Annotated in this window: 22 protein-coding genes; 13 read left to right on the top strand and 9 right to left on the bottom strand. The window is 74.0% G+C overall.

The genetic code is table 11. From position 1 onward, the window contains the following. Positions 1–36 precede the first annotated feature (36 nt). The 3 genes from ACFO9I_RS02160 to ACFO9I_RS02150 all read right to left on the bottom strand — a co-directional run bounded on the left by ACFO9I_RS02160 (position 37) and on the right by ACFO9I_RS02150 (position 2,621). Positions 37–1,371: a hypothetical protein gene (locus ACFO9I_RS02160; protein WP_379177333.1), complete on the bottom strand. Its 1,335-nt coding sequence runs from the start codon at positions 1,369–1,371 to the stop codon at positions 37–39. Next, positions 1,368–1,871: a SigE family RNA polymerase sigma factor gene (locus tag ACFO9I_RS02155; protein ID WP_379177331.1), complete on the bottom strand. Its 504-nt coding sequence runs from the start codon at positions 1,869–1,871 to the stop codon at positions 1,368–1,370. Before ACFO9I_RS02155 ends, ACFO9I_RS02160 begins: the two co-directional genes overlap by 4 nt. Before the next feature lie 72 nt (positions 1,872–1,943). Then, complete coding sequence (locus ACFO9I_RS02150) at positions 1,944–2,621, bottom strand: Crp/Fnr family transcriptional regulator (protein ID WP_246355054.1); 678 nt, start codon at positions 2,619–2,621, stop codon at positions 1,944–1,946. A gap of 136 nt (positions 2,622–2,757) precedes the next feature. On the opposite strand from ACFO9I_RS02150, the gene nth reads away from it, so the two are divergent. Genes nth through ACFO9I_RS02130 form a run of 4 tightly spaced genes read left to right on the top strand, consistent with a single transcriptional unit; the run spans position 2,758 to position 5,943 of the window. Next, positions 2,758–3,462 carry an endonuclease III gene (gene nth / locus ACFO9I_RS02145; protein ID WP_379177329.1) on the top strand — a complete coding sequence of 235 codons (705 nt, stop codon included), beginning with the start codon at positions 2,758–2,760 and terminating at the stop codon, positions 3,460–3,462. Then, positions 3,459–4,064, top strand: a complete 606-nt coding sequence (locus ACFO9I_RS02140; RefSeq protein WP_379177327.1) for a TlpA family protein disulfide reductase — start codon at positions 3,459–3,461, stop codon at positions 4,062–4,064. The genes nth and ACFO9I_RS02140 overlap by 4 nt, the downstream gene beginning before the upstream one ends. Then, on the top strand, positions 4,061–4,771 hold the full coding sequence (locus ACFO9I_RS02135; protein WP_379177325.1) for an NUDIX hydrolase: 711 nt from the start codon (positions 4,061–4,063) through the stop codon (positions 4,769–4,771). Before ACFO9I_RS02140 ends, ACFO9I_RS02135 begins: the two co-directional genes overlap by 4 nt. A gap of 2 nt (positions 4,772–4,773) precedes the next feature. Further along, positions 4,774–5,943, top strand: coding sequence for a MarP family serine protease (locus tag ACFO9I_RS02130; protein ID WP_379177386.1), 1,170 nt, complete (start codon positions 4,774–4,776; stop codon positions 5,941–5,943). A gap of 27 nt (positions 5,944–5,970) precedes the next feature. On the opposite strand, the gene ACFO9I_RS02125 is transcribed toward ACFO9I_RS02130, so the two are convergent. From ACFO9I_RS02125 to ACFO9I_RS02110, 4 genes are all read right to left on the bottom strand, one after another. After that, entirely contained in the window at positions 5,971–6,390 is a 420-nt protein-coding gene (locus ACFO9I_RS02125; RefSeq protein WP_379177324.1) for a phage holin family protein, read from the bottom strand. Positions 6,391–6,468: 78 nt separating this feature from the next. Then, positions 6,469–7,803, bottom strand: a complete 1,335-nt coding sequence (gene nhaA / locus ACFO9I_RS02120) for a Na+/H+ antiporter NhaA (RefSeq protein WP_379177322.1) — start codon at positions 7,801–7,803, stop codon at positions 6,469–6,471. Positions 7,804–7,930: 127 nt separating this feature from the next. Beyond that, positions 7,931–9,925 (bottom strand): acetate--CoA ligase, encoded by a 1,995-nt coding sequence (gene acs, locus ACFO9I_RS02115; RefSeq protein ID WP_379177320.1) that lies wholly within the window; start codon positions 9,923–9,925, stop codon positions 7,931–7,933. 113 nt (positions 9,926–10,038) lie between these two features. Beyond that, a complete protein-coding gene (locus tag ACFO9I_RS02110; RefSeq protein ID WP_379177318.1) occupies positions 10,039–10,932 on the bottom strand; it encodes a class I SAM-dependent methyltransferase in 894 nt (297 codons plus the stop codon). Between the two features lie 57 nt (positions 10,933–10,989). On the opposite strand from ACFO9I_RS02110, the gene ACFO9I_RS02105 reads away from it, so the two are divergent. Next, a complete protein-coding gene (locus tag ACFO9I_RS02105) occupies positions 10,990–11,724 on the top strand; it encodes an oxidoreductase (RefSeq protein ID WP_379177316.1) in 735 nt (244 codons plus the stop codon). Positions 11,725–11,983: 259 nt separating this feature from the next. Here the strand turns inward: ACFO9I_RS02105 and ACFO9I_RS02100 are convergent, their stop codons facing one another. Further along, positions 11,984–12,784: an HAD family hydrolase gene (locus tag ACFO9I_RS02100; protein ID WP_379177315.1), complete on the bottom strand. Its 801-nt coding sequence runs from the start codon at positions 12,782–12,784 to the stop codon at positions 11,984–11,986. Between the two features lie 136 nt (positions 12,785–12,920). Here ACFO9I_RS02100 and ssd point away from each other — a divergent pair, with 136 nt between their 5' ends. From ssd to ACFO9I_RS02065, 7 genes are all read left to right on the top strand, one after another. Next, a complete protein-coding gene (gene ssd / locus ACFO9I_RS02095; protein WP_379177313.1) occupies positions 12,921–13,967 on the top strand; it encodes a septum site-determining protein Ssd in 1,047 nt (348 codons plus the stop codon). After that, a complete protein-coding gene (locus ACFO9I_RS02090) occupies positions 13,964–15,130 on the top strand; it encodes a TadA family conjugal transfer-associated ATPase (protein WP_379177311.1) in 1,167 nt (388 codons plus the stop codon). Before ssd ends, ACFO9I_RS02090 begins: the two co-directional genes overlap by 4 nt. Continuing rightward, positions 15,127–15,891, top strand: a complete 765-nt coding sequence (locus tag ACFO9I_RS02085; RefSeq protein ID WP_379177309.1) for a type II secretion system F family protein — start codon at positions 15,127–15,129, stop codon at positions 15,889–15,891. The genes ACFO9I_RS02090 and ACFO9I_RS02085 overlap by 4 nt, the downstream gene beginning before the upstream one ends. After that, a complete protein-coding gene (locus tag ACFO9I_RS02080) occupies positions 15,888–16,601 on the top strand; it encodes a type II secretion system F family protein (protein WP_379177307.1) in 714 nt (237 codons plus the stop codon). Before ACFO9I_RS02085 ends, ACFO9I_RS02080 begins: the two co-directional genes overlap by 4 nt. 146 nt (positions 16,602–16,747) lie before the next feature. Next, positions 16,748–17,035, top strand: coding sequence for a DUF4244 domain-containing protein (locus tag ACFO9I_RS02075; protein ID WP_379177305.1), 288 nt, complete (start codon positions 16,748–16,750; stop codon positions 17,033–17,035). Continuing rightward, positions 17,032–17,415 carry a TadE family type IV pilus minor pilin gene (locus tag ACFO9I_RS02070; RefSeq protein WP_379177304.1) on the top strand — a complete coding sequence of 128 codons (384 nt, stop codon included), beginning with the start codon at positions 17,032–17,034 and terminating at the stop codon, positions 17,413–17,415. Before ACFO9I_RS02075 ends, ACFO9I_RS02070 begins: the two co-directional genes overlap by 4 nt. Further along, positions 17,412–17,753, top strand: a complete 342-nt coding sequence (locus tag ACFO9I_RS02065) for an Rv3654c family TadE-like protein (protein WP_379177302.1) — start codon at positions 17,412–17,414, stop codon at positions 17,751–17,753. The genes ACFO9I_RS02070 and ACFO9I_RS02065 overlap by 4 nt, the downstream gene beginning before the upstream one ends. Positions 17,754–17,759: 6 nt before the next feature. Here the strand turns inward: ACFO9I_RS02065 and ACFO9I_RS02060 are convergent, their stop codons facing one another. Next, positions 17,760–20,054 (bottom strand): DEAD/DEAH box helicase, encoded by a 2,295-nt coding sequence (locus ACFO9I_RS02060; protein ID WP_379177300.1) that lies wholly within the window; start codon positions 20,052–20,054, stop codon positions 17,760–17,762. Positions 20,055–20,266: 212 nt separating this feature from the next. Between ACFO9I_RS02060 and ACFO9I_RS02055 the strand changes: the two genes are divergently transcribed. Next, a complete protein-coding gene (locus ACFO9I_RS02055) occupies positions 20,267–20,605 on the top strand; it encodes an STAS domain-containing protein (protein WP_379177299.1) in 339 nt (112 codons plus the stop codon). The last annotated feature ends 135 nt before the right edge of the window (positions 20,606–20,740 follow it).

Below are 20,740 nucleotides of genomic sequence, written 5' to 3'. Positions count from 1 at the left end.
GATTCCGGCCCAACTGAACACTGAACGCGGCCCAACTCAACGATGGCGGCGGCGGATGCGCCACGCGCTCACGAGCAGCGTGAGGGCGCCGGCCCCGACGAGGGCGATCGTCAGCGCGAGCCGCTCGTCGGACCAGGGCCAGTCGGGCTCGGGGCGCTCGACCGTGGGGCGGTCGGGCGTCACGAGGTCGGCCGCCACGGTCAGGGACGGGTTGACCCCGCCGTCGACGGTCCCGACGGTCCGGGACGCGCCGCCGGAGACCGGCACCAGCCGCAGGACGCCGTCCGACGGTCCGTTGTCGTCGGTCACCACGAGCAGCTCGTCCCCGACCCAGGCCAGCGGCATCACCCGCGCCTCGCGGTCCTGGACCCCCACGTCCACGGTCCGCGAGCGCACCCCGTCGACGAGGACGACGCTCGCCTGCCCGAACGTCGACAGCGCCACCTCGCCCCTCGGGCTCACGGGCGCCATCCCCCCGAGCCTCGCGCCGGCCAGGTCGATCGCCCGCGCCCGCACCCCGTCCCAGGAGACCAGCCCCCCTCCGTCGCTGAGAGTGACCCGACCCCGGTCGTCGACCGACAGGTCGGCCTCGGACGTGTCGATGCGGCGGACGGGGATCGCCTTGGCGGTGCTCGCCGCCACCGAGACCCGACCGGCCACAGGTTCGCCCCGGCCCATCGAGGACGTCGTCCACGAGCCCATCCGGGCGCCGGCCCACGCCAGCCACCGGCCGTCGGGTGACCAGGCGAGCGTGGTGACCGCGGTGCCCTCGTCGCCACGCAGGACGAACTCCCGCACCCGGCCCGTCTCCAGGTCGGCGACTCGCACCCCGCTCGGGATCGGGTCGGTGGCAGCGTTCGCACCGAAGGTGGCCCAGGAGTAGGCCAGCTGTCGGCCGTCGGCCGACAGTGCGATCGTCGGCTCGTGCAGCCCGTAGGTCATGAACCGGTTGTTGCCGGAGAACCCTGGCAGGTCGAGCAGGTGGTAACCGCCCTCGGCCGCGTCGACGACCACGGGGAGTCCACCCGAGGGCGTCAGCCAGGCGGCCGCCGCGGTGCCCACCTTCAGGTCGGTGGTGACCTCGTCGCGTGTCCAGCCGAGGTCCTCGTCGTGCTGCGACATCCGTTCCGGGACGTAGTACAGGTGATTCGGCAGCCCGGGTCCGCCGCCCGAGGCGACCGGTGCCGAGTCCGGTGGCGGCAGGAGGGTCAGGCCCCCGACGACTGCCAGCACCGCCATCGCCGCCGCGCCCGTCAGCACCCGGTCACGGACCCGCGCGCGACGAGCCCGGGCCCACGTGTCCGCGGGCACGTCGGCCACCGGGGCCTGCTCGGCGACCCGGGCCAGCGCATCGCGGAGCTGCCCGGTCACGACGGCTCCCCGATCAGCTCGGCCAGCTCCGGCGCCAGGACGCGCAGCCGGCCCAGCGCCTGACGGGTGATCGACTTGACGGTTCCGGAGCCGATGCCGAGCACCTCGGCTGCCTGCACCTCGGTGAGGTCGTCGAAGTACCGCAGGACCAGGACGGTGCGCTGGCGGGTCGTGAGCCGGCCCAGGGCCTCCTCGAGGGTCAGCCGCAGGTCGGTGTCCGCCGGCGCCGAGGGGGCGTCGTACGACGCCAGAGAGGTCTCACGGACGTGTCGCCGCGAGCGCCACCAGGAGACGTTCTGGGTGTAGAGGATGCGTCGCACGTAGGCCTCGGGTGAGCCCTGGATGCGCTGCCAGTGGCGCGCCGCCTTGAACAGTGCCGTCTGCACGAGGTCCTCCGCGAGGTGGGCGTCCCCGGTCAGGAGGTACGCCGTGCGCGACAGGGCAGGAGTGCGTGCGACGACGAACGCGTGGAACTCGTCCTCGGCTGACGTTGCTGGCACCCGGGCCCCCTTTCACCTCGTACGACGCGAAGGTCGCGGGCTCCGGGGGTCACCCGGGTGCAGAAATGTTCGTCAGCGGGCGCGGCGGGAGAGCCGCTCGACGTCCATGATCACGACCGAGCGCGGCTCGAGGCGCAGCCAGCCGCGGGAGGCGAAGTCGGCCAGCGCCTTGTTCACGGTCTCGCGGGAGGCTCCGACCAGCTGGGCCAGCTCCTCCTGGGTGAGGTCGTGGTGGACGTGCACCCCGTCGTCGGCGGTGCGGCCGAAGCGGTCGGCGAGGTCGAGCAGCGCCTTGGCCACGCGACCGGGCACGTCGGAGAAGACCAGGTCGGCGACGACGTCGTTGGCCTTGCGGAGCCGGCCGGCGAGCTGGGCGAGCAGCCCGCGGGCGACCACCGGGCGGCCCTCGAGCCAGCGCAGCAGGTCCTCGTGGGAGAGGGAGGCGAACGAGGCGTCGGTGACCGCGGTCACCGTCGCCGAGCGCGGGCCCGGGTCGAAGAGGGAGAGCTCGCCGAACATCTGGCCCGGGCCGAGGATCGCGAGGAGGTTCTCGCGGCCGTCGGAGGAGGTGCGTCCGAGCTTCACCTTGCCGTCGAGGACCACGTAGAGCTTGTCGCCGGAGTCGCCCTCGTGGAACAGCACGTCACCCCGTCGCAGCCGGCTCTCGGTCATCGAAGACCTCAGCGCGGTGGCCGCCTCGTCGTCGAGAGCGCTGAACAGCGGCGCCTGACGAAGTACGTCGTTGTCCACGAAACCTCCTGGTGACCTCACCCGCCCCGCACGGGCGGCCGCGACGATCCTAGCCAGTGCAATTGGTCACAGGAACAACCGGCACCGGGAAGTCGCGATCGGGACGCCGTCGGCGGTGCGCCGTACGCTGGGGCGCGTGCTCGATGCGGAAACCCCCACCGGCCTGGTCCGGCGTGCCCGGAAGATCGACCGGGTCCTCGCCGAGACCTACCCCGACGCGCGCTGCGAGCTCGACTTCGACAACCCCTTCGAGCTGCTCGTGGTGACCGTGCTGTCGGCCCAGACGACCGACAAGCGGGTCAACGCGGTGCGCCCGACGCTCTTCGCGGCGTACCCCGACGCGCCCTCGATGGCCGCGGCCGAGCGCGACAAGCTCGAGCAGATCGTCGGTCCGCTGGGCTTCTTCCGCGCCAAGACCGAGTCGCTGCTCAAGCTGAGTCAGGCGCTGGTCGAGCGGTACGACGGCCAGGTGCCGGCCCGGCTCGAGGACCTGGTGACCCTGCCCGGCGTGGGGCGCAAGACGGCGAACGTCGTGCTCGGCAACGCGTTCGGGGTCCCCGGCATCACCGTGGACACCCACTTCGGCCGCCTGGCCCGCCGCTTCGGCTGGACCGACGAGACCGACCCCGTGAAGGTCGAGCACGCGATCGGCGCGCTCTTCCCCAAGCGGGACTGGACGATGCTCAGCCACCACCTGATCTGGCACGGCCGGCGGGTCTGCCACTCCCGCAACCCCGCCTGCGGTGCCTGCCCGGTGGCGCGCTGGTGCCCGGCGTACGGCGAGGGTCCCACCGACCCCGAGGCGGCGGCGAAGCTGGTGCGGACCGAGGGCAGAGCGTGAGGCCGTCCCTCGTTGCCGCGCTGGCCGCGGCGGTGCTGGTGCTGAGCGCCTGCGGCACCGACTCCGTGCCCGCCCCGGGCCCGGCGAAGATCGACGTGGACACCCAGCAGCTGCGCCAGGCCAAGAAGGACGCCGGGGTGGAGCCCTGCCGGCCCGCCGACGCCGCCCCGGTCGACGGTGGCCTCCCCGACGTGACGCTGCCCTGCTTCGGCGGAGGCGACGACGTCACCCTGTCGAGCCTGCGCGGGCCCCTCGTGGTGAACCTGTGGGCCTCCTGGTGCGGCCCCTGCCGCCAGGAGATGCCGGTGCTCCAGCAGTTCCACGAGCAGTACGGCGACCGCGTCGGTGTCCTCGGCATCGACTTCCAGGACCCGCAGGCGCAGGGCGCCATGGACCTGGTCGGCAAGTCCGGCGTGACCTACCCGCTGCTGGCCGACCCGCAGGGCGAGCTCCAGGGCGCCGCCCCGTTCCCGGCCCGGATGGGGCTGCCCCTGTTCGCGTTCGTCGACGAGTCGGGTCACGTCGAGCTCGCCGCCGGCGGCGTGGACTCCGTCGACGAGCTGGTCGACCTGGTCGACGAGCACCTGGGGGTGCAGCTGTGAGCGCCGCGCCCGGGCTGCCTGACTGGCTGCGCCCGGTGGAGGCCGGCGCGCGGTCCATCACGGTGCACGACCTGACCCGGTTCATGCCGCCGGAGGACTCCGACGCCCGCCTCGGGGCGGTGCTGATGCTCTTCGGGGAAGGCCCCGACGGCCCCGACCTGCTGCTGACCGAGCGTGCCCACCACATGCGCTCCCACCCCGGACAGGTCTCCTTCCCGGGCGGCAAGCTCGACCCGGGTGAGACACCTCGGGAGGCAGCGCTGCGCGAGGCGTGGGAGGAGACCGGGCTGGACCCCGAGGGCGTGACAGTGTTCGCGGAGCTGCCCGAGCTGTGGCTGCCGCCGAGCAACTTCGCGGTGACCCCGGTCCTCGGCTGGTGGCACGAGCCCACCCCGGTGGCGGTCGTCGACCCCGACGAGGTCCACGAGGTCTACCGGGTGCCGATCAGCGAGCTGGTCGCCCCCGAGCACCGGATCGCCGTGCGCCACCCCTCCGGCTGGGTCGGCCCCGGCTTCCTCATCGGCGAGGACAAGGACGTCATCCTCTGGGGGTTCACGGCCGGCATCATCGCCCGCCTCTTCGACTTCCTGGGCTGGACGACCGAGGTGGACGATCCGCCGATGCGTGACCTGCCGGACTACATGCTGCAGGGTGAACCCGTCCCGCGCGACGTGCAGCCCAACACCAGATTCGAGGAACGCCGGTGAACATGCTCGACTGGCTGTTGGTGGTGCTGGTCCTGGCCTACGCCCTCTCGGGCTACTGGCAGGGCTTCGTCACCGGTGCCTTCGCCACCGCCGGCCTGCTGCTGGGCGGCCTGTTCGGCGTCTGGCTGGCACCCGTCGCCCTCGGCGACGCCCAATCGTCGCTGCTGGTGTCGCTCGGCGCGCTGTTCATCGTGATCCTCTCGGCCTCGCTGGGGCAGGCTATCCTGCAGTTCCTCGGCGCCAAGATCCGCGACCGGATCACCTGGCAGCCGATCCGCGCCATCGACGCCGTGGGCGGGGCCGCGCTCAGCGCCGCGGCCGTGCTGCTCGTCGCCTGGGCCCTCGGGGTCGCGATCTCGGGCACCCGCATCGGCTCGATCACCACGATGGTGCGCAGCTCGGCGGTGCTCAGCGAGGTCGACGGCGTGCTGCCGTCCTCGGCCGGCGGCGTGCTCCAGGCGTTCAACAACGTGGTCGGCACCAGCTTCTTCCCGCGCTACCTCGAGCCGTTCGCGCCGGAGCGGATCGTCGAGGTCGGGCCCGGGCCGAAGCGGCTGCTCAAGGACCCCGACGTGGTCGACGCTGCCACCAGCGTGCTGAAGGTGCGCGGCACCAACGACTGCGGCCGCGGCGTCGAGGGGTCGGGCTTCGTCTACGCCCCCGACCGGGTGATGACCAATGCCCACGTGGTGGCCGGCGTCGACTCGCCCGACGTGCTCATCGGCGACAGCTCGGTCCCCGCCGAGGTCGTCTACTACAACCCCGACATCGACGTGGCCGTGCTCGCCACGGACACCGGCACGGCCCCCGTCCTCGACTTCGACACCGGCGGCACGGCCAGCGAGGGCGTCGCGATCCTCGGCTACCCCGAGGACGGCCCGTACGACGTCCAGCCCGGCCGTGTCCGCGCCGAGCAGCGGCTGCGCTCGCCCAACATCTACGGCGACGGCGCGGTGATCCGCCAGGTGTTCTCGCTGCGCGGGCTGGTCCGCCCCGGCAACTCCGGCGGACCGATCGTGTCGTCGGCCGGTGACGTCGTGGGCGTGGTGTTCGCGGCCTCGGTGACCGACCCGGACACCGGCTACGCGCTCACGACCGAGCAGGTGCAGCGCAGCGCGGAGCTCGGCCGGGCCAGCAACGGCGAGGTGTCCACCGGCGACTGCGCCGGGTGATCAGGGCCGCTTGATCAGGCCGGTGGATCAGGCCCGGCCTTTCAGGGCGCGGGGGATCTCCTTGCCCTGGGCGATCGCCTTCTCCGGTGCCCGCACCTGCTTGACCTTGCGCACGCCGACGTAGACGAGCAGTCCGGCGAGCAGCAGGTAGAACGCGAAGACGATCAGGAACGCCCACTGCAGGGCGAGCCCGTCGCCGTTCCAGTGGATGAGGTAGGCGATCGCGACCGAGAGCATGATGATCGCCAGGACGGCGAGGAACCCGGCGGCGGCGAAGAGGCCGATGCCGGTGCCGCCTGCCTTGACGCTCACCTTCAGCTCGGACTTGGCGAGCGCGATCTCCTTGGAGATCAGGCTGGAGATGTCCCGGCTGGCGTCGGTGACGAGCTTGCCGATGGTCGGCTCGTCCTCGGTGGGAGCAGCGGCCTTGACCGGTTCGGTTGCCATGCGGTGTTCCCCCTGCGGATGGGCTCGTGGGCTGGGCTCGGTGCTGACCCTACAGAAGGAGGCGTGGGAGCTGCGCCGTCAGGCCGTTCCGTCGTCCCTCGTCTGGTAGACGTCGGGGATCCCGTCCGCGTCGTCGTCGCGCTCCTCGAGCTCGCAGATGCGGCGGTAGACCCGGTTGCGGGCCCGCAGCACGACGGTGGCGAGGAGGGTGGCGACCAGGGATCCGACGAGCACGCCCACCTTGACGTGGTCGTCGCGCGCCGTGCCGGAGCCGAAGGCGAGCTCGCCGATCAGCAGCGAGACGGTGAACCCGATGCCGGCGAGCATGGCCATCCCGAGGACGTCGACCCACGACAGCTCGTCGTCGAGGTCGGCCCGGGTGAACGTCGCGAGCAGCCAGGTCGAGCCGGCGATGCCGACGGTCTTGCCGACCACCAGACCGGCGATGATCCCGAGCGCGACCGGGTCCTGCAGGGCGGTGCGCAGCCCGTCGAGTCCCCCGACGGTGACGCCCGCCGCGAAGAAGGCGAACACCGGCACGGCGACGCCCGCCGAGACCGGTCGCACCAGGTGCTCGAGGTGCTCGGCGAGGCCGGTCCCGTCCGACCCGTCGCGACGGCGTACCGGCACCGTGAAGCCGAGGACGACACCGGCCACCGTCGCGTGCACCCCGGACTCGTGGACCAGCGCCCAGGCCACGACCGCGAGGGGGATCAGCAGCCACCCCCGGTGGATCCGGCGCTGGACGAGGACGGCGAACACCGCGATCGGCACGACCGCCAGCGCGAGCCAGGCCAGGTGGAGCTGGTCGGTGTAGAAGATCGCGATGATCGTGATCGCCAGCAGGTCGTCGACCACGGCGAGGGTGAGCAGGAAGGTGCGCAGACCCACCGGGAGGTGGGTGCTGATCACCGCGAGGATCGCGACCGCGAACGCGATGTCGGTGGCGGTCGGGATCGCCCAGCCGGACAGGTCGCCGTCACCGCGGAGGTTGATCGCGGCGAAGACCAGCGCCGGCAGGGCCATCCCGCCCACGGCCGCCACCACCGGCAGCGCGGCCCGGCGGGTGTCGCGCAGGTCGCCGGCCACGAACTCGCGCTTGAGCTCGAGGCCGGCCACGAAGAAGAAGATCGCCAGCAACCCGTCGGCGGCCCAGGTCCCGAGGCTGAGGTGGAGGTCGAGCGCCTCGGGCCCGACCCGGAAGTCCCGCAGCGCCGCGTAGGCGTCGGACCACGGGGTGTTCGCCCAGACGATCGCCACCAACGCGCCGGCGATGAGCAGCAGGCCGCCGGTCGTCTCCGCCCGGAGGATCTCGGCGACCCGTGAGCTCTCGAGGAACGACCCCCGGGTGAAGAGTCGCTGCGTACGACCGGGCTGCGGGCCCTGCGAACGGTGGTGCGGGGGCGTTGTCATGGCGCTCCAAGGGTCGACGGCATGGTGCCGACCAGACTTCCCGGCGCTCCTGCGGCCACCCTACCGAACTCCGAGTCGGCGCTCGTCGACCATCGCGCGGGTCGACGGGCGCCGGCTCGGCGGGGGATCAGTCCTCGGACCTGCCGGAGTCGAGGCCGGTGGAGATCAGGTCCATCACCGAGGAGTCGGCCAGCGTGGTGACGTCGCCGACCTCGCGGTGCTCGGCCACGTCGCGCAGCAGCCGGCGCATGATCTTGCCCGACCGGGTCTTGGGCAGCTCGGGGACGATCATGATCTGGCGCGGCTTGGCGATCGCACCGATCTCCTTGCGGACGTGGTTGCGCAGCTCCTCGACGATGTCCTCGCCGCCGTCGCCGGCCTCCTCCCGCAGGATCACGAACGCGCAGACCGCCTGGCCGGTGTCCTCGTCCTTGGCGCCGACGACGGCCGCCTCGGCGACCTTCGGGTGCGAGACCAGAGCCGACTCGATCTCGGTGGTGGAGAGCCGGTGGCCCGACACGTTCATCACGTCGTCGACCCGGCCGAGGACCCAGATGTCGCCGTCCTCGTCCTTCTTGGCGCCGTCGCCGGCGAAGTAGAAGCCCTGCTTGGAGAAGCGCGACCAGTAGGTCTCCTTGAACCGGTCGTCGTCGCCCCACAGGGTGCGGAGCATCGAGGGCCACGGCTCGGTGAGCACGAGGTAGCCGCCGGACCCGTTCGGCACCGGCTCACCCTCGTCGTTCACGACCTCGGCCGCGACGCCCGGGATGGGGGTCATCGCCGAGCCGGGCTTGCCCGCGGTCACGCCCGGCAGCGGGCTGATCATGATCGAGCCGGTCTCGGTCTGCCACCAGGTGTCGACGACCGGGGTGCGGTCACCACCGACGACGGAGCGGTACCAGACGTAGGCCTCGGGGTTGATCGGCTCGCCGACCGAGCCGAGCAGCCGCAGCGACGACATGTCGCGCCGGTCCGGGATCTCGCGGCCCTGCTTCATGAAGGACCTGATCGCGGTGGGGGCGGTGTAGAAGATCGAGACGCCGTACTCCTCGATGATCTGCCACCAGCGCCCTCGCTCGGGGCTGTCGGGCGTGCCCTCGTAGAGCACCTGCGTCGCGCCGTTGGCCATCGGCCCGTAGACGATGTAGGAGTGCCCGGTGACCCAGCCGATGTCGGCGGTGCACCAGTAGACGTCGGTCTCCGGCTTGAGGTCGAAGACCGCCCAGTGGGTGTAGGCCGAGCCGACGAGGTAGCCGCCGGTCGTGTGCAGGATGCCCTTGGGCTTGCCGGTGGTGCCGGAGGTGTACATGACGTAGAGCGGGTGCTCGGCGTCGAAGAACTCGCAGGCGTGCTCGGTGGAGGCGGAGTCGACGGCGTCGTGCCACCACACGTCGACGGAGTCGTCCCAGTCGACGTCCTGGCCGGTACGCCGCACCACGAGCACCTTCTCGACCTGGTGGCCGCTCTCGGCGGTCTTCGCGCGGGCCTCGTCGACCGCCGGCTTGAGCGCGGAGGGCGCGCCGCGGCGGTAGCCCCCGTCGGAGGTGATCACGACACGGGCGTCGCAGTCGATGAGCCGGGTGGCCAACGCGTCGGAGGAGAAGCCGCCGAAGACCACCGTGTGCGGGGCGCCGATGCGGGCGCAGGCGAGCATCGCGATGACGGCCTCGGGGATCATCGGCATGTAGATCGCGACCCGGTCACCGGTCCGCACCCCGAGGTCGGTGAGCGCGTTCGCGGCCTTCGAGACCTCGTCCTTCATCTCCGCGTAGGTCAGGGTGCGCTTGTCGTCGACCGGCTCGCCGACCCAGTGGAAGGCGACCTTGTCGCCGTGGCCGGCCTCGACGTGGCGGTCCACGCAGTTGTACGCCGCGTTGATCCGGCCGCCGGTGAACCACTTCGCGAAGGGCGGGTTGTCCCAGTCCATGACCCGGTCCCACTTCTGGTCCCAGCTGAGCCGCTCCGCCTGCTCGGCCCAGAACGCCTCCCGGTCCTGCGCGGCCCGGTCGTAGGCCTCGACCTTGAGGTTGGCGTGCTCCGCGAGCTCCGCCGGCGGCTCGAAGCGGCGCTCCTCGCGGGACAGGTTGGCCAGGGTCTGGTCAGAGGGGGTCTCTTCGCTCACGGTCTCTCCCGGATCTCGCTCGATGTGGCTCTCGCCACCCTAGGACGTGGGCAGCGCACGTGGATACGTGCCGCTCTCCCAGCGTGCACGGGCGGGGTTGGCCCCCGGTTGCCCTACCGGAAGTCGATGAGCAGCATGTCGGTGTCCGTGCCGTCGGAGACCTCGGGCTCCACGGCGACGGGGGTCTCGCCGGTCTGGTCGTCCGGCCCCGGCTCGTGCACGGCCTTCGGCTCCTCGGTTGCGCGCGGCTGGTCCACCACCACCGCCCGGAAGCAGCTGGACTCGTAGGGCAGCTGCATGCCGTCCATGCCCCGCCCGTAGTCGTCGTAGAAGGCGAGCACCTCGGCGAGCTTCGCGGCGCGCGCCTCCTCGTCGAGCACCGCGACGTTGGAGCGCGAGAGCACGAGGTCCTGGATCGACTCGCGGTCGACGGTCTGCCAGAAGCGGAACGTCGTCGCCTCCACGAAGCCGAACAGCGCCGACTGAACCAGCGGCTCGGCCGGCTCCCGCAGCTGCTCCTGGGTGCCGATGAGCGCGCCGAGGCGGCGCACCCACGGGATCCGCTCGTCGCGCTGGTTCCACACCAGCGCGAGGCGGCCGCGCGGCTTGAGCACCCGGGCGATCTCCGGCAGGGCCCGGTCGAGGTCGAACCAGTGGAAGGCCTGGGCACAGACCACGACGTCGACCGAGCGGTCGGGAGCCGGGATCTCCTCGGCCGAGGCGACGGTGGTGCGCACGTCCGGGAGGTCGCGGCGCAGGACGGCCAGCATCGCCTCGTCGGGGTCGGTGGCGTGGACGTCGTGGCCGAGCGCCACCAGCTGCGCGGTGAGCTTCCCGGTGCCGGCGCCGAGCTCGAGGACCGTCACCGGCTGCTCGCCGACCAGCCACGCCGCCGCCTCGAGGGGGTACGAGGGGCGGCCCCGGTCGTAGGCGTCGGCGACGGGGCCGAAGGACCTGGCCCAGTCGGGGTTGCGGTCGTCCGAGGGGGGCTGCGGCGCGTCACTCATCACCGATCACGTTACCGGCTGGGGATGCCCGATCGGCGAGCCGTAGCCTTCACAGCCATGAGTGCGGATCCGCTGGCCTGGCTGACGAACCTGGAGGGTGTGCCCTCGGCGTACGCCGCGGCCCGCGACGGGATCGACGTGGTGCTGCGCGACCGCGGGCTGCGCCGGACCTCGCCCGAGACCACCGCGGAGTCGCTGCTCCGCGGTGCCCACTCGAGCGCGGTGCTGGAGGGGTCCGGATCCTCCCTCGCCGAGGTCCGCGAGGGGACCGGGGACCAGGTCGCGCACGACGCCGTGCGGGTCTCCACCGAGCTGCTCTCGCTGGCCCCGCTGCTGGCCCGGTCGCCCCTGCAGGCCCTGGCCCGCATCCACGCGCTGGCCGCGGCCGGGAGCCTGCCCGCCGAGCTGCTGGGCCGCCCACGGGACGCCGCGTCCGCCGAACGGCTGCGCGGGCTGGCCGAGCTGCTGACCGCCACGACCTCGGCCCCGGCGCTGCTCCAGGCCGCCGTGGTGCACGCCGAGCTGGCGACGGTCGCCCCCTTCGCCTCCCACAACGGGCTGGTGGCCCGGGCGGCCGAGCGGCTGGTGCTGGTCGCCCGCGGGGTCGACGAGAAGTCGCTGGTGGTGCCGGAGGCCGGGCACCTGGCCCTGCGCGCGGCGTACGAGTCGAACCTGCGGGGGTACGCCGACGGCGGCCGGGCCGGCGTGCACGCCTGGATCCTCTACGCGCCCGAGGCGTACGCCGCGGGCGCGGAGGCGAGCCCGTTGCGACGTGCCGCCGACGAGGCCTGAGACCTGGCTCCCGACGTGCGAGCGGCACCCGACTCGAGAAGATTCGGATGCCGCCGCTGACACGTGACTCCGATGGCTACCAAGCGTGCAACATCAACTGCTGCCCCGGGACCACCCCGGTCTGGCAAGCGCCCTGTAGAAGGGTAGATCGCCGCGTGGGTACCCGGATCACGTGCTGTCCTGTGGAGTTCTGCCCCCGTTTCTACGCCCCATCCATCCCGTGTTCAAGGCTTGACATTCGGCGTCAGGGCGAGACAGATCAGGCGCCGAGCCGTCGCTTGCGGGCGTTGGCCCACCACACGCCGCCCACGGCGACGACCCCGCCGACTGCCAGCGCGGCCAGGGTCGGCCGGGCCGGCGGCAGCGGGACCCGGGCCCGGAGCGCGACCGGCTTGCTGAAGACCAGGACCGGCCAGCCGTTGGCCGTCGCGATGCGGCGCAGCTCGCGGTCGGGGTTGACGGCGTGCGGGTGGCCGACCGCCTCGAGCATGTGCACGTCGGTCACGGAGTCGCTGTAGGCGTAGCTGTGCTCGAGGTCGTAGCCCTCCAGCTCGGCGAGCTCGCGGATGGCGCGGGCCTTCTCCTCGGCGTAGGCGTAGTACTCGATCTCGCCGGTGTAGCGACCGTCCTCGATCTCCATCCGGGTCGCGACCACGCGGTCGGCGCCGAGCATCTCCCCGATGGGGCCGACCACCTCGGTGCCCGAGGTCGAGACGATCACGACGTCGCGGCCGGCGAGGTGGTGCTCCTCGATGAGCGAGACGGCCTCGTCGTAGACCAGCGGGTCGACGATGTTGTGCAGGGTGTCGGCGACGATCTCGCGGACCGTCGCCACGTCCCAGCCCGCGCACAGCTGCGACATGAACTGCCGCATCTTCTCCATCTGGTCGTGGTCGGCCCCGCCGACGAGGTAGACGAACTGGGCGTAGGCCGACCGGAGCACCGCGCGCCGGGTGATCAGGCCCCCGGCCTGGAACGGTCGGCTGAACGCCAGCGTGCTCGACTTCGCGATGATCGTCTTGTCGAGGTCGAAGAAGGCCGCGGTGGGGCGGTGCGCCATGGGCACATCGTAGGTGGGGACGCCGTCCGGCCGTCGCCGGTCCGGTTGTCGTCCCCAGCGCCGGTTCCCGCACGCGTCCTCCACAGCCCGTCCGGGGAGGCGGGTGGAGCGACCCGGTGGCGGGGAGCCTGCTGCCATGACCGCGCCCCTGCTGATCACCCGTGACCAGACCCTGCTCGACGACCTGCTCCGCCTGGCGGCGGCCGCGGGGGTCACGCCCGACGTCGCCGCCGACGCGGCGGCGGCCCTGCGCACCTGGACGGCGGCGCCGCTGGTCCTCCTGGGGGCCGACCTGGCGGTCGAGGTGGCCCGCACCCAGCCGGCGCGCCGGGCGCGCGTGCACCTGGTGGTGCCGGGCCCGGCACCCGAGGCGCTGTTCCGCACGGCGGTGGCCGTCGGCGCCGAGGGCGTGGTCGAGCTGCCCCGGGCCGACGAGTGGCTGGTCGAGCTGCTGACCGACGTCGGCGACCACGACCGCGGTCAGGGGGTGCTGCTGGGCGTGGTGGGCGGGTCCGGCGGTGCCGGCGCCACCACCTTCGCCTGCGCGCTGGGGCAGGTCGCGTCGCGGCACGGGCCGGCCGTGGTGGTCGACACCGACCCCCTGGGGCCGGGCGTCGACCGGGTCCTGGGGCTGGAGAACGACGAGGGGGTCCGGTGGGACGCCCTGTGCCGGACCACCGGACGGCTCAGCGCGAGGTCGCTGCGCGACGCGCTGCCCCGGCGCGGGGACCTCGCGGCACTGACCTGGCACGCGGCCACGAGCACGCCGCTGCCGGCGTACGCCGTGCGGGAGGCGCTCTCGGCGGCGCGCCGTGGCCACGACACCGTGGTGGTGGACCTGCCCCGGGCCTCCGACGAGGTGGTCGAGGAGGTGGCCTCCCACTGCGACCTCGTGCTGGTGCTGGTCGTCCCCTCGGTCGCGGGCGTCGCCGCGGCGGCGCGTCTGTGCGCGCGCGCCGCCGACGCGTCGCGGATGCGGCTCGTGGTGCGCGGGGGCGGTGTCGAGCCCGACGAGGTGGCACGGGTCACCGGCGTGCCGGTCCTGACCAGGATGGCCGACCAGCGCGGGCTCGCCGAGGCCATCGACCTGGGCCTGGGGCCGGTGCGGTCGCGCCGGGGGCCGCTGGGTCGTGCCGCCGCGGACGTCCTCACCCGGCTGGCGATGACGCGGGCCGCGGCATGACCTCCGGTCCGGGCCCGTGGGCCGACGGGGACCTCGGGCTGGTGCGTGACCGGCTCGCCCGGGAGCCGGGCGAGGTCACCCCGCACCGGGTGGCCCAGGCCCTGCGGGAGTCGGGCCGACCGGTCGGCGACGCCACCGTGCTGGAGGTCTACGAGGCGCTGCGTCGCGACGTGGTGGGTGCCGGGCCGCTGGAGCCGCTGCTGCGGACGCCCGGTGTCACCGACGTCCTCGTCAACGGCGCGGAGCGGGTCTACCTGGACCGTGGGCACGGGCTCGAGCTCAGCGGGGTGCGGTTCCCCGACGAGGAGGCCGTCCGGCGGCTGGCCCAGCGGCTGGCGGCCGCGGGAGGGCGGCGCCTCGACGACGCCACGCCGCACGCCGATCTGCGGCTCCCGGACGGGACCCGCTTCCACGCGGTGCTGGCGCCGGTCGCCAGCCCGGGCACGCTGGTCTCGCTCCGGGTGCCGCGGGCGCGCACCTTCACGCTCGAGGAGCTGCTGACGGCCGGGTCGCTCACGGCCGACGCGGTCGAGCTGCTGCGTGCGGTCGTCGCCTCCCGGGTGGCGTTCCTGGTCAGCGGGGGCACCGGCACCGGGAAGACCACGCTGCTGGCCGCACTGCTGTCGCTGGTGCCACCCGGCGAGCGGATCGTGCTGGTCGAGGACGCGGGCGAGCTGAGGCCCGACCATCCCCACGTGGTGGCGCTGGAGGGGCGCCCGCCCAACATCGAGGGAGCGGGAGGGATCGACCTGCGGACGCTGGTCCGCCAAGCGCTGCGGATGCGTCCCGACCGGCTGGTCGTCGGCGAGGTGCGCGGCGCGGAGGTGGTGGAGCTGCTCGCGGCGCTCAACACCGGCCACGAGGGCGGCTGCGGCACCCTTCACGCCAACTCGGCGCTCGACGTCCCGGCGCGGGTGGAGGCGCTGGCCCTGGCCGCGGGGCTGGGCCGGGCGGCGGCCCACAGCCAGCTCGCGTCCGCGGTGGACGTCGTGCTGCACCTGACCCGTGACCGGGACGGCCACCGCCGTCTGGGCCAGGTCGCCGTGCCCGAGCGGGGTGCGGACGGCCTGGTCCGGATGGTCACCGCCCTGGAGCTCGGTCCGGAGGGACCGGCGAGGATCGGCCCGGCGGGTGGCCGGCTCGTCGAGCGGCTCGGCCGATGACCCTCCTCGCTGCGCTCGCCGCCGCGCTGGCGGTGCTGCTCCTCCTGCCGGTGCGTCCGCGGTCCCAGGCCCCGGCGGCGGGGCGCCGCGCCCCGCTGCTCCTCCTGGTGGCGGGTGTGGTGGCGCTGGCGGTCCGTCACCCCGGTGTCGCCGCGCCCACGGCGGTCGCGACCGGCGCGCTGCTCGGCGCCTCGGCCCTCTGGGCCGCACGGCGCCGCCGTCGCGATGCCCGGGCGGTGGCCGGCCGGGTGCTCGAGACCTGCGAGCTGCTCGCCGCCGAGCTGGGGTCCGGTCTGCCTCCCGGTGCCGCACTCGACCGGGCCGCGGCGACCTGGCCGCCGCTCGCCCCGGCTGCCGAGGCCTTCCGGGTGGGCGCGGACGTGCCGGACTCGCTGCGCCAGCTCGCCCGGTCACCCGGCGCCGCCGACCTGCGCCTGGTCGCCGCTGCGTGGCAGGTCGCCCACCGGACCGGGCACGGCCTCGCCCGGGCCGTGGACGCCGTGGCCGACGACCTGCGCGCCGACGAGGCGAGCCGCAGGGTCGTGGAGGGCGAGCTCGCGTCGGCGCGGGCCACGGCCCGGATGGTCGCCGGCCTGCCGCTGCTCGCGCTGGCCATGGGCTCGGGCGCCGGCGGCGACCCGTGGGGCTTCCTGGTGGGGCGACCGCTCGGACTGGTCTGCCTGGCCGGTGGCATCGCGCTCGCCCTGGCGGGGCTGGCCTGGATCGAGGCGATCGCGCGGGACGTGGACCGGTGCCGGTGACGCAGTGGACGGCCGTCGTCTGCGCGGCCCTGGCCGTCGCGCTCGCCCTTCCGGTGCGAGCCGGGCTGCCCGCGCCGGGACCTGGACCCCGGGAGGCGGCAGCCGGCGGCTGGATGCGTCGCCAGCGTGCTCTCCTGTCGCTGCTCGCGGGCACGGCGGCGCTGCTGTTCGTGGGTGGCCCCGCCGGTGGTGCCGCCGCGGGTGTGGTGGGCGTCGCCGCGTGGGTCGCGATCGGTCGCGCCGAGACGCCCGAGGCCCGCCGGGAGCGCGAGCAGGTGCGCCGTGACCTCCCGCACGTGGTCACGCTGTTCGCCGCCACCCTCCGGGCGGGGGCCGCGCCCGGGGACGGGCTCCGGGTCGTGTGCAGCGCGCTGCCCGGCGCCGCGGCGGACCGTCTCGCCGCCGTGTCCGCGCGGTTGGCGCTGGGGCTCGACCCCGTCGTCGTCTGGGAGTCCCTCGGCTCCGACGCCGACCTGGCCCCGCTGGGCAGGACCCTGGCCCGGTCCCAGGCGACCGGGGCCGCCGTGGTGCCGGCGGTGGAGCGGCTTGCTGGGGACCTCGCCCGCCGGGCCCGCGCGGACGTCGAGGACCGGGCCCGGGCCGTGGGCGTGAAGGCGGCGCTGCCGCTGGGGCTGTGCCTGCTGCCCGCCTTCGTGCTGGTCGGGATCGTGCCCCTGGTCGCGGGCCTGCTGTCGAGCCTCGATCTGTGACCACCGGCCACCGGGCGTCCACCGCGAGGTCCCGGGCACACAGGATCCACAGGTCGGGCCCACGAGCCGGGTCGGGGTCGGCGTCATCGCCGAGCCTCGTCCTGGGCGGTCGCACCGGCGACCGCACTGACACCGAGAGGCACGCCATGTCCCTGACGACCCAGATCCTCACGCCCCAGCCCCTCACGACCCAGCCCCTGACGGCCCAGCCCCTGACGGCCCAGCCCCTGACGGCCCAGCCCCTGACGGCCCAGCCCCCTGCCCGCACCCGCGGACGGAGCGAGGCCGGCATCACGACGGCGGAGTACGCCGTGGGCACCGCTGCCGGCGCCGGACTGGCCGGGTTGCTCTACAAGCTGCTCACCGGAGGCTTCGGCAACCAGCTGCTGCACACGCTGTTCGACCACGTGCTGGGCCTGCTGGGCGTCGGGTGATCCCGGTCCGGACCGGGGCGCTCCGCCGCCGTGACGACCACGGCGCCGCTACCGCCGAGCTGGCGATGTCGTTGCCGCTCCTGCTCGCGGTGACCGTGGGCCTGGTCTGGCTGCTCGCCGTGGGAGCCGCGCAGATCCGGGTCGTCGACGCGGCGCGCGAGTCCGCCCGGGCCGCGGCCCGGGGCGAGGGGCAGGCCGAGGCGGTCGCCCGGGGGCTGCAGGTGGCGCCTCCGGGCAGCACCATCACCGTCCGGGCGGACGGCGACCGGGTGACCGCCTCGGCGGTGGCCCGGATGTCGGGGCCCGGTGCGGTCCTCGACCTGTTCCCGGCGGTCACCCTGCGCGCCGACGCGGTCGCCGCGCTGGAGCCCTCGCCGTGACCCGGTCCGACCGCGGCTCGGTGAGCGTCGTGGTGGTGGCCTGCCTGGGCGTGCTGCTGCTCCTCGGCGCTGCCCTGGGCGTGGTGGCCGCCATGGTGCGCGCCCACCGGCAGGCGCAGTCGGCGGCCGACCTGACCGCGCTCGCGGTGGCAGGGGCGGTGCTCGGCGGCGGGGATCCCTGCTCGGCGGGTGCCGGCATCGCGACCGCGAACGGCGCCCGGCTGGTCGCGTGCGAGGTGGTCGGCCACGACGTCCTGGTCCGGGTCGAGGTGGACGGACCGCACTGGCTCGGCCAGCAGGGGGACCTCGTCGCTGTGGCCCGCGCGGGGCCCGCGTGAGGGGGCTCAGGCCCCGGTCGAGGCACCGAGCAGGACGTCGAGCAGCCGCACCGCCCCGGCCTTGTCGAGCGGGTTGTTCTGGTTGCCGCACTTGGGCGACTGGATGCACGAGGGGCAGCCCTCGACGCAGGCGCACGCCTCGATGGCCTCGCGGGTGGCGGTCAGCCACTCGCGGGCCGCCGCGAACCCCCGCTCGGCGAAGCCGGCACCGCCGGGGTGGCCGTCGTAGACAAAGACGGTCAGCCGGCCGGTGTCGGGGTGGACGGCCGTGGAGACGCCGCCGATGTCCCAGCGGTCACAGGTGGCGAAGAGAGGCAGCAGGCCGATCGAGCAGTGCTCGGCGGCGTGCGCGGCCCCGGGCAGGTCCTGCTCGGCCAGCCCGGACTCGGCGAGCACGTGCTCGGGCACGGTCCACCAGACCGCGCAGGTGCGCAGCGACCGCTCGGGCAGGTCGAGCGGCTCCTCGCCGATGACGTCCCCGCCGGGCTGGCGGCGCTTGAGGAACGACACGACCTGGTGGGAGACGTCGACGTCCCCGAAGGAGATCCGGCAGTCCGCCCAGTCCCGGTGGGCGCGCTCCGCGACGACGGCGATGTCGGTGACCTCGCGGGCCGAGGTCGAGTAGTCGGGCTCGGCCCGCTCGATCACGGCCACGTGGTCGTCGAGGTCGAGCGAGGAGACGAGGTAGGTCTCGCCGCGGTGGACGTAGACGGCGCCCTGGTGGGCGGTGCCGTGGGCGCTGGAGGCGTCGACGGTGCCGACGACCCGACCGGTCCCGGCCTCGACGAGCTGCACCGGCGAGCCACCGGTGGAGCGGATGTCCGCCAGGTCGGCGGCCCGGCGCCGGTCGGTCCAGAACCACCCGCGCGGCCGGCGGCGCAGCAGCCCGGCCTCGGTGAGCTGGTCGAGGACCTCGGCAGCAGTGGGTCCGAAGAGCGGCAGGTCGGCCTCGGTGAGCGGGCGCTCCTGGGCGGCCGCGCACAGGTGCGGGCCGAGGACGTAGGGGTTGCCCGGGTCGAAGACCGTCGACTCGACCGGTCGGCCGAGCAGCGCCTCGGGGTGGGTCACGAGGTAGGTGTCGAGCGGGTCGTCGCGGGCCACCAGCACCCCGAGTGCGTCCTGGGCGCCGCGTCCGGCCCGGCCGACCTGCTGCCACAGGGCGGCCCGGGTGCCGGGGAAGCCCGCCATCAGCACGGCGTCGAGGCCGCTGATGTCGATGCCGAGCTCGAGGGCGTTGGTCGCGGCGAGCCCGGTCAGGTCGCCGCGGCGCAGCGCCTGCTCGATGGCCCGGCGCTCCTCCGGCAGGTAGCCGCCCCGGTAGGACGCGACCCGCCCGGGCAGGCTCGGGTCCACCTCGGTGAGCAGGTCGGCCGCGGTCATCGCCACCTGCTCCGCCCCGCGACGCGAGCGCACGAAGGCGAGGGTGCGGACCCCCTCCGCGACCAGGTCGGCCAGCAGGTCGGCGGTCTCGGAGGACGCCGCCCGGCGGACCGGGGCGCCGTTCTCACCGCCGCCCGAGGTGAACGGCGGCTCCCATAGCGCCAGCGACACCTCGCCCCGGGGCGAGGCGTCGTCGGTGACCGCCTCGACGTCGGCGCCGACGAGCCGCTGTGCGGCGACCTCGGGCTCGGCGACCGTGGCGGAGGCCAGCACGAAGGTCGGGTCGGCGCCGTACGCCGCGCAGATCCGGCGCAGTCGTCTCAGCACGTGGGAGACGTGCGCGCCGAACACGCCGCGGTAGTGGTGGCACTCGTCGACGACGACGTAGGAGAGCGAGCCGAGGAACGACGCCCAGCGCGCGTGCCCGGGCAGCAGCGAGCGATGCAGCATGTCGGGGTTGGTGAGGACGTACTCGCCGTGGTCGCGGGCCCAGTCGCGCTGGTCGCGACCGCTGTCCCCGTCGTGCGTGGTCACCCGGACGTCGAGCCCGAGGCCGGTGATCCCCGACAGCTGGTCCTGCGCCAGCGCCTTGGTGGGGGCGAGGTAGAGCACGGTGGCCCCGCGCTGGCCGCGGGGGCCGCGGGCGGCCCGGATCGCGGTCAGCGCCGGCAGCTGGTAGGCCAGCGACTTGCCCGAGGCGGTGCCGGTGGCCAGCACGACGTGCCGCCCGGCGTGGGCCGCGTCCGCCGCGAGCGCCTGGTGCGCCCACGGGCGCTCGACGCCGCGGGCCACGAAGGCGGCGACCACGTCGGGGTCGGCCCAGCCGGGCCAGTCGCTGGTCCGCGCGGCGCGGGACGGCAGCACCTCGAGGTGCGTCAGGCGCCCCTCGCGACCGGGCACGGACGCCAGGCGATCGACCACCTGACCCGTGCTCCGGGGCACGATCCCGACCGCAGATTCCACCCCGTCAGTCTCGCAAATGGCACCGACAGTGGACGACGCGCGTCAACAGAGTCTTTACTTCTTTGTGCGTGCGAGGGGTGCGCGTGGTTTTATTGTGCTGGCCGAGTTTCGGGGCTTGCCGCCACGACTGACTCGGCAACCAGCCGTTTCGTTCCTCCAGGGGAGATCTTGTGGACCTGACTCTTGCGACGCGCGACGTCGATGGGAAGACCATCGTTGCCGTCGGGGGCGAGATCGACGTCTACACCGCGCCCAAGCTCCGGGACAAGATCACCGAGCTGGTGGCCGCAGGTGTCTACGACCTCGTCATCGACATGGAGGAGGTCGAGTTCCTCGACTCCACCGGTCTCGGAGTCCTGGTCGGCGGCCTGAAGAAGGTCCGGGCCCACGACGGCTCCCTGCAGCTGGTCTGCAACCAGGACCGCCTCCTGAAGATCTTCCGGATCACCGGCCTGGCGAAGGTCTTCGTCATCCACGAGTCGGCCGAGGCCGCGCTCGCCGCCAACTGAGCGCGGCCACTCCTCACCGCACCGGCCCGTAGGCCGGTCCTCCCCGCTGGCCGGGCCGGTCGTCCGCGCCCGCCCCCGCGCCCCCATTGGTGGGTCGGCTCCGCGACGCGCCGTGTGGTCCCGGTCACATCTACG

Origin of the sequence: Nocardioides sp. GCM10023255 (assembly GCF_042653125.1) — a bacterium.
Taxonomy (GTDB): Bacteria; Actinomycetota; Actinomycetes; order Propionibacteriales; family Nocardioidaceae; genus Nocardioides.
This window is presented reverse-complemented; position numbering and strand designations above follow the sequence as displayed.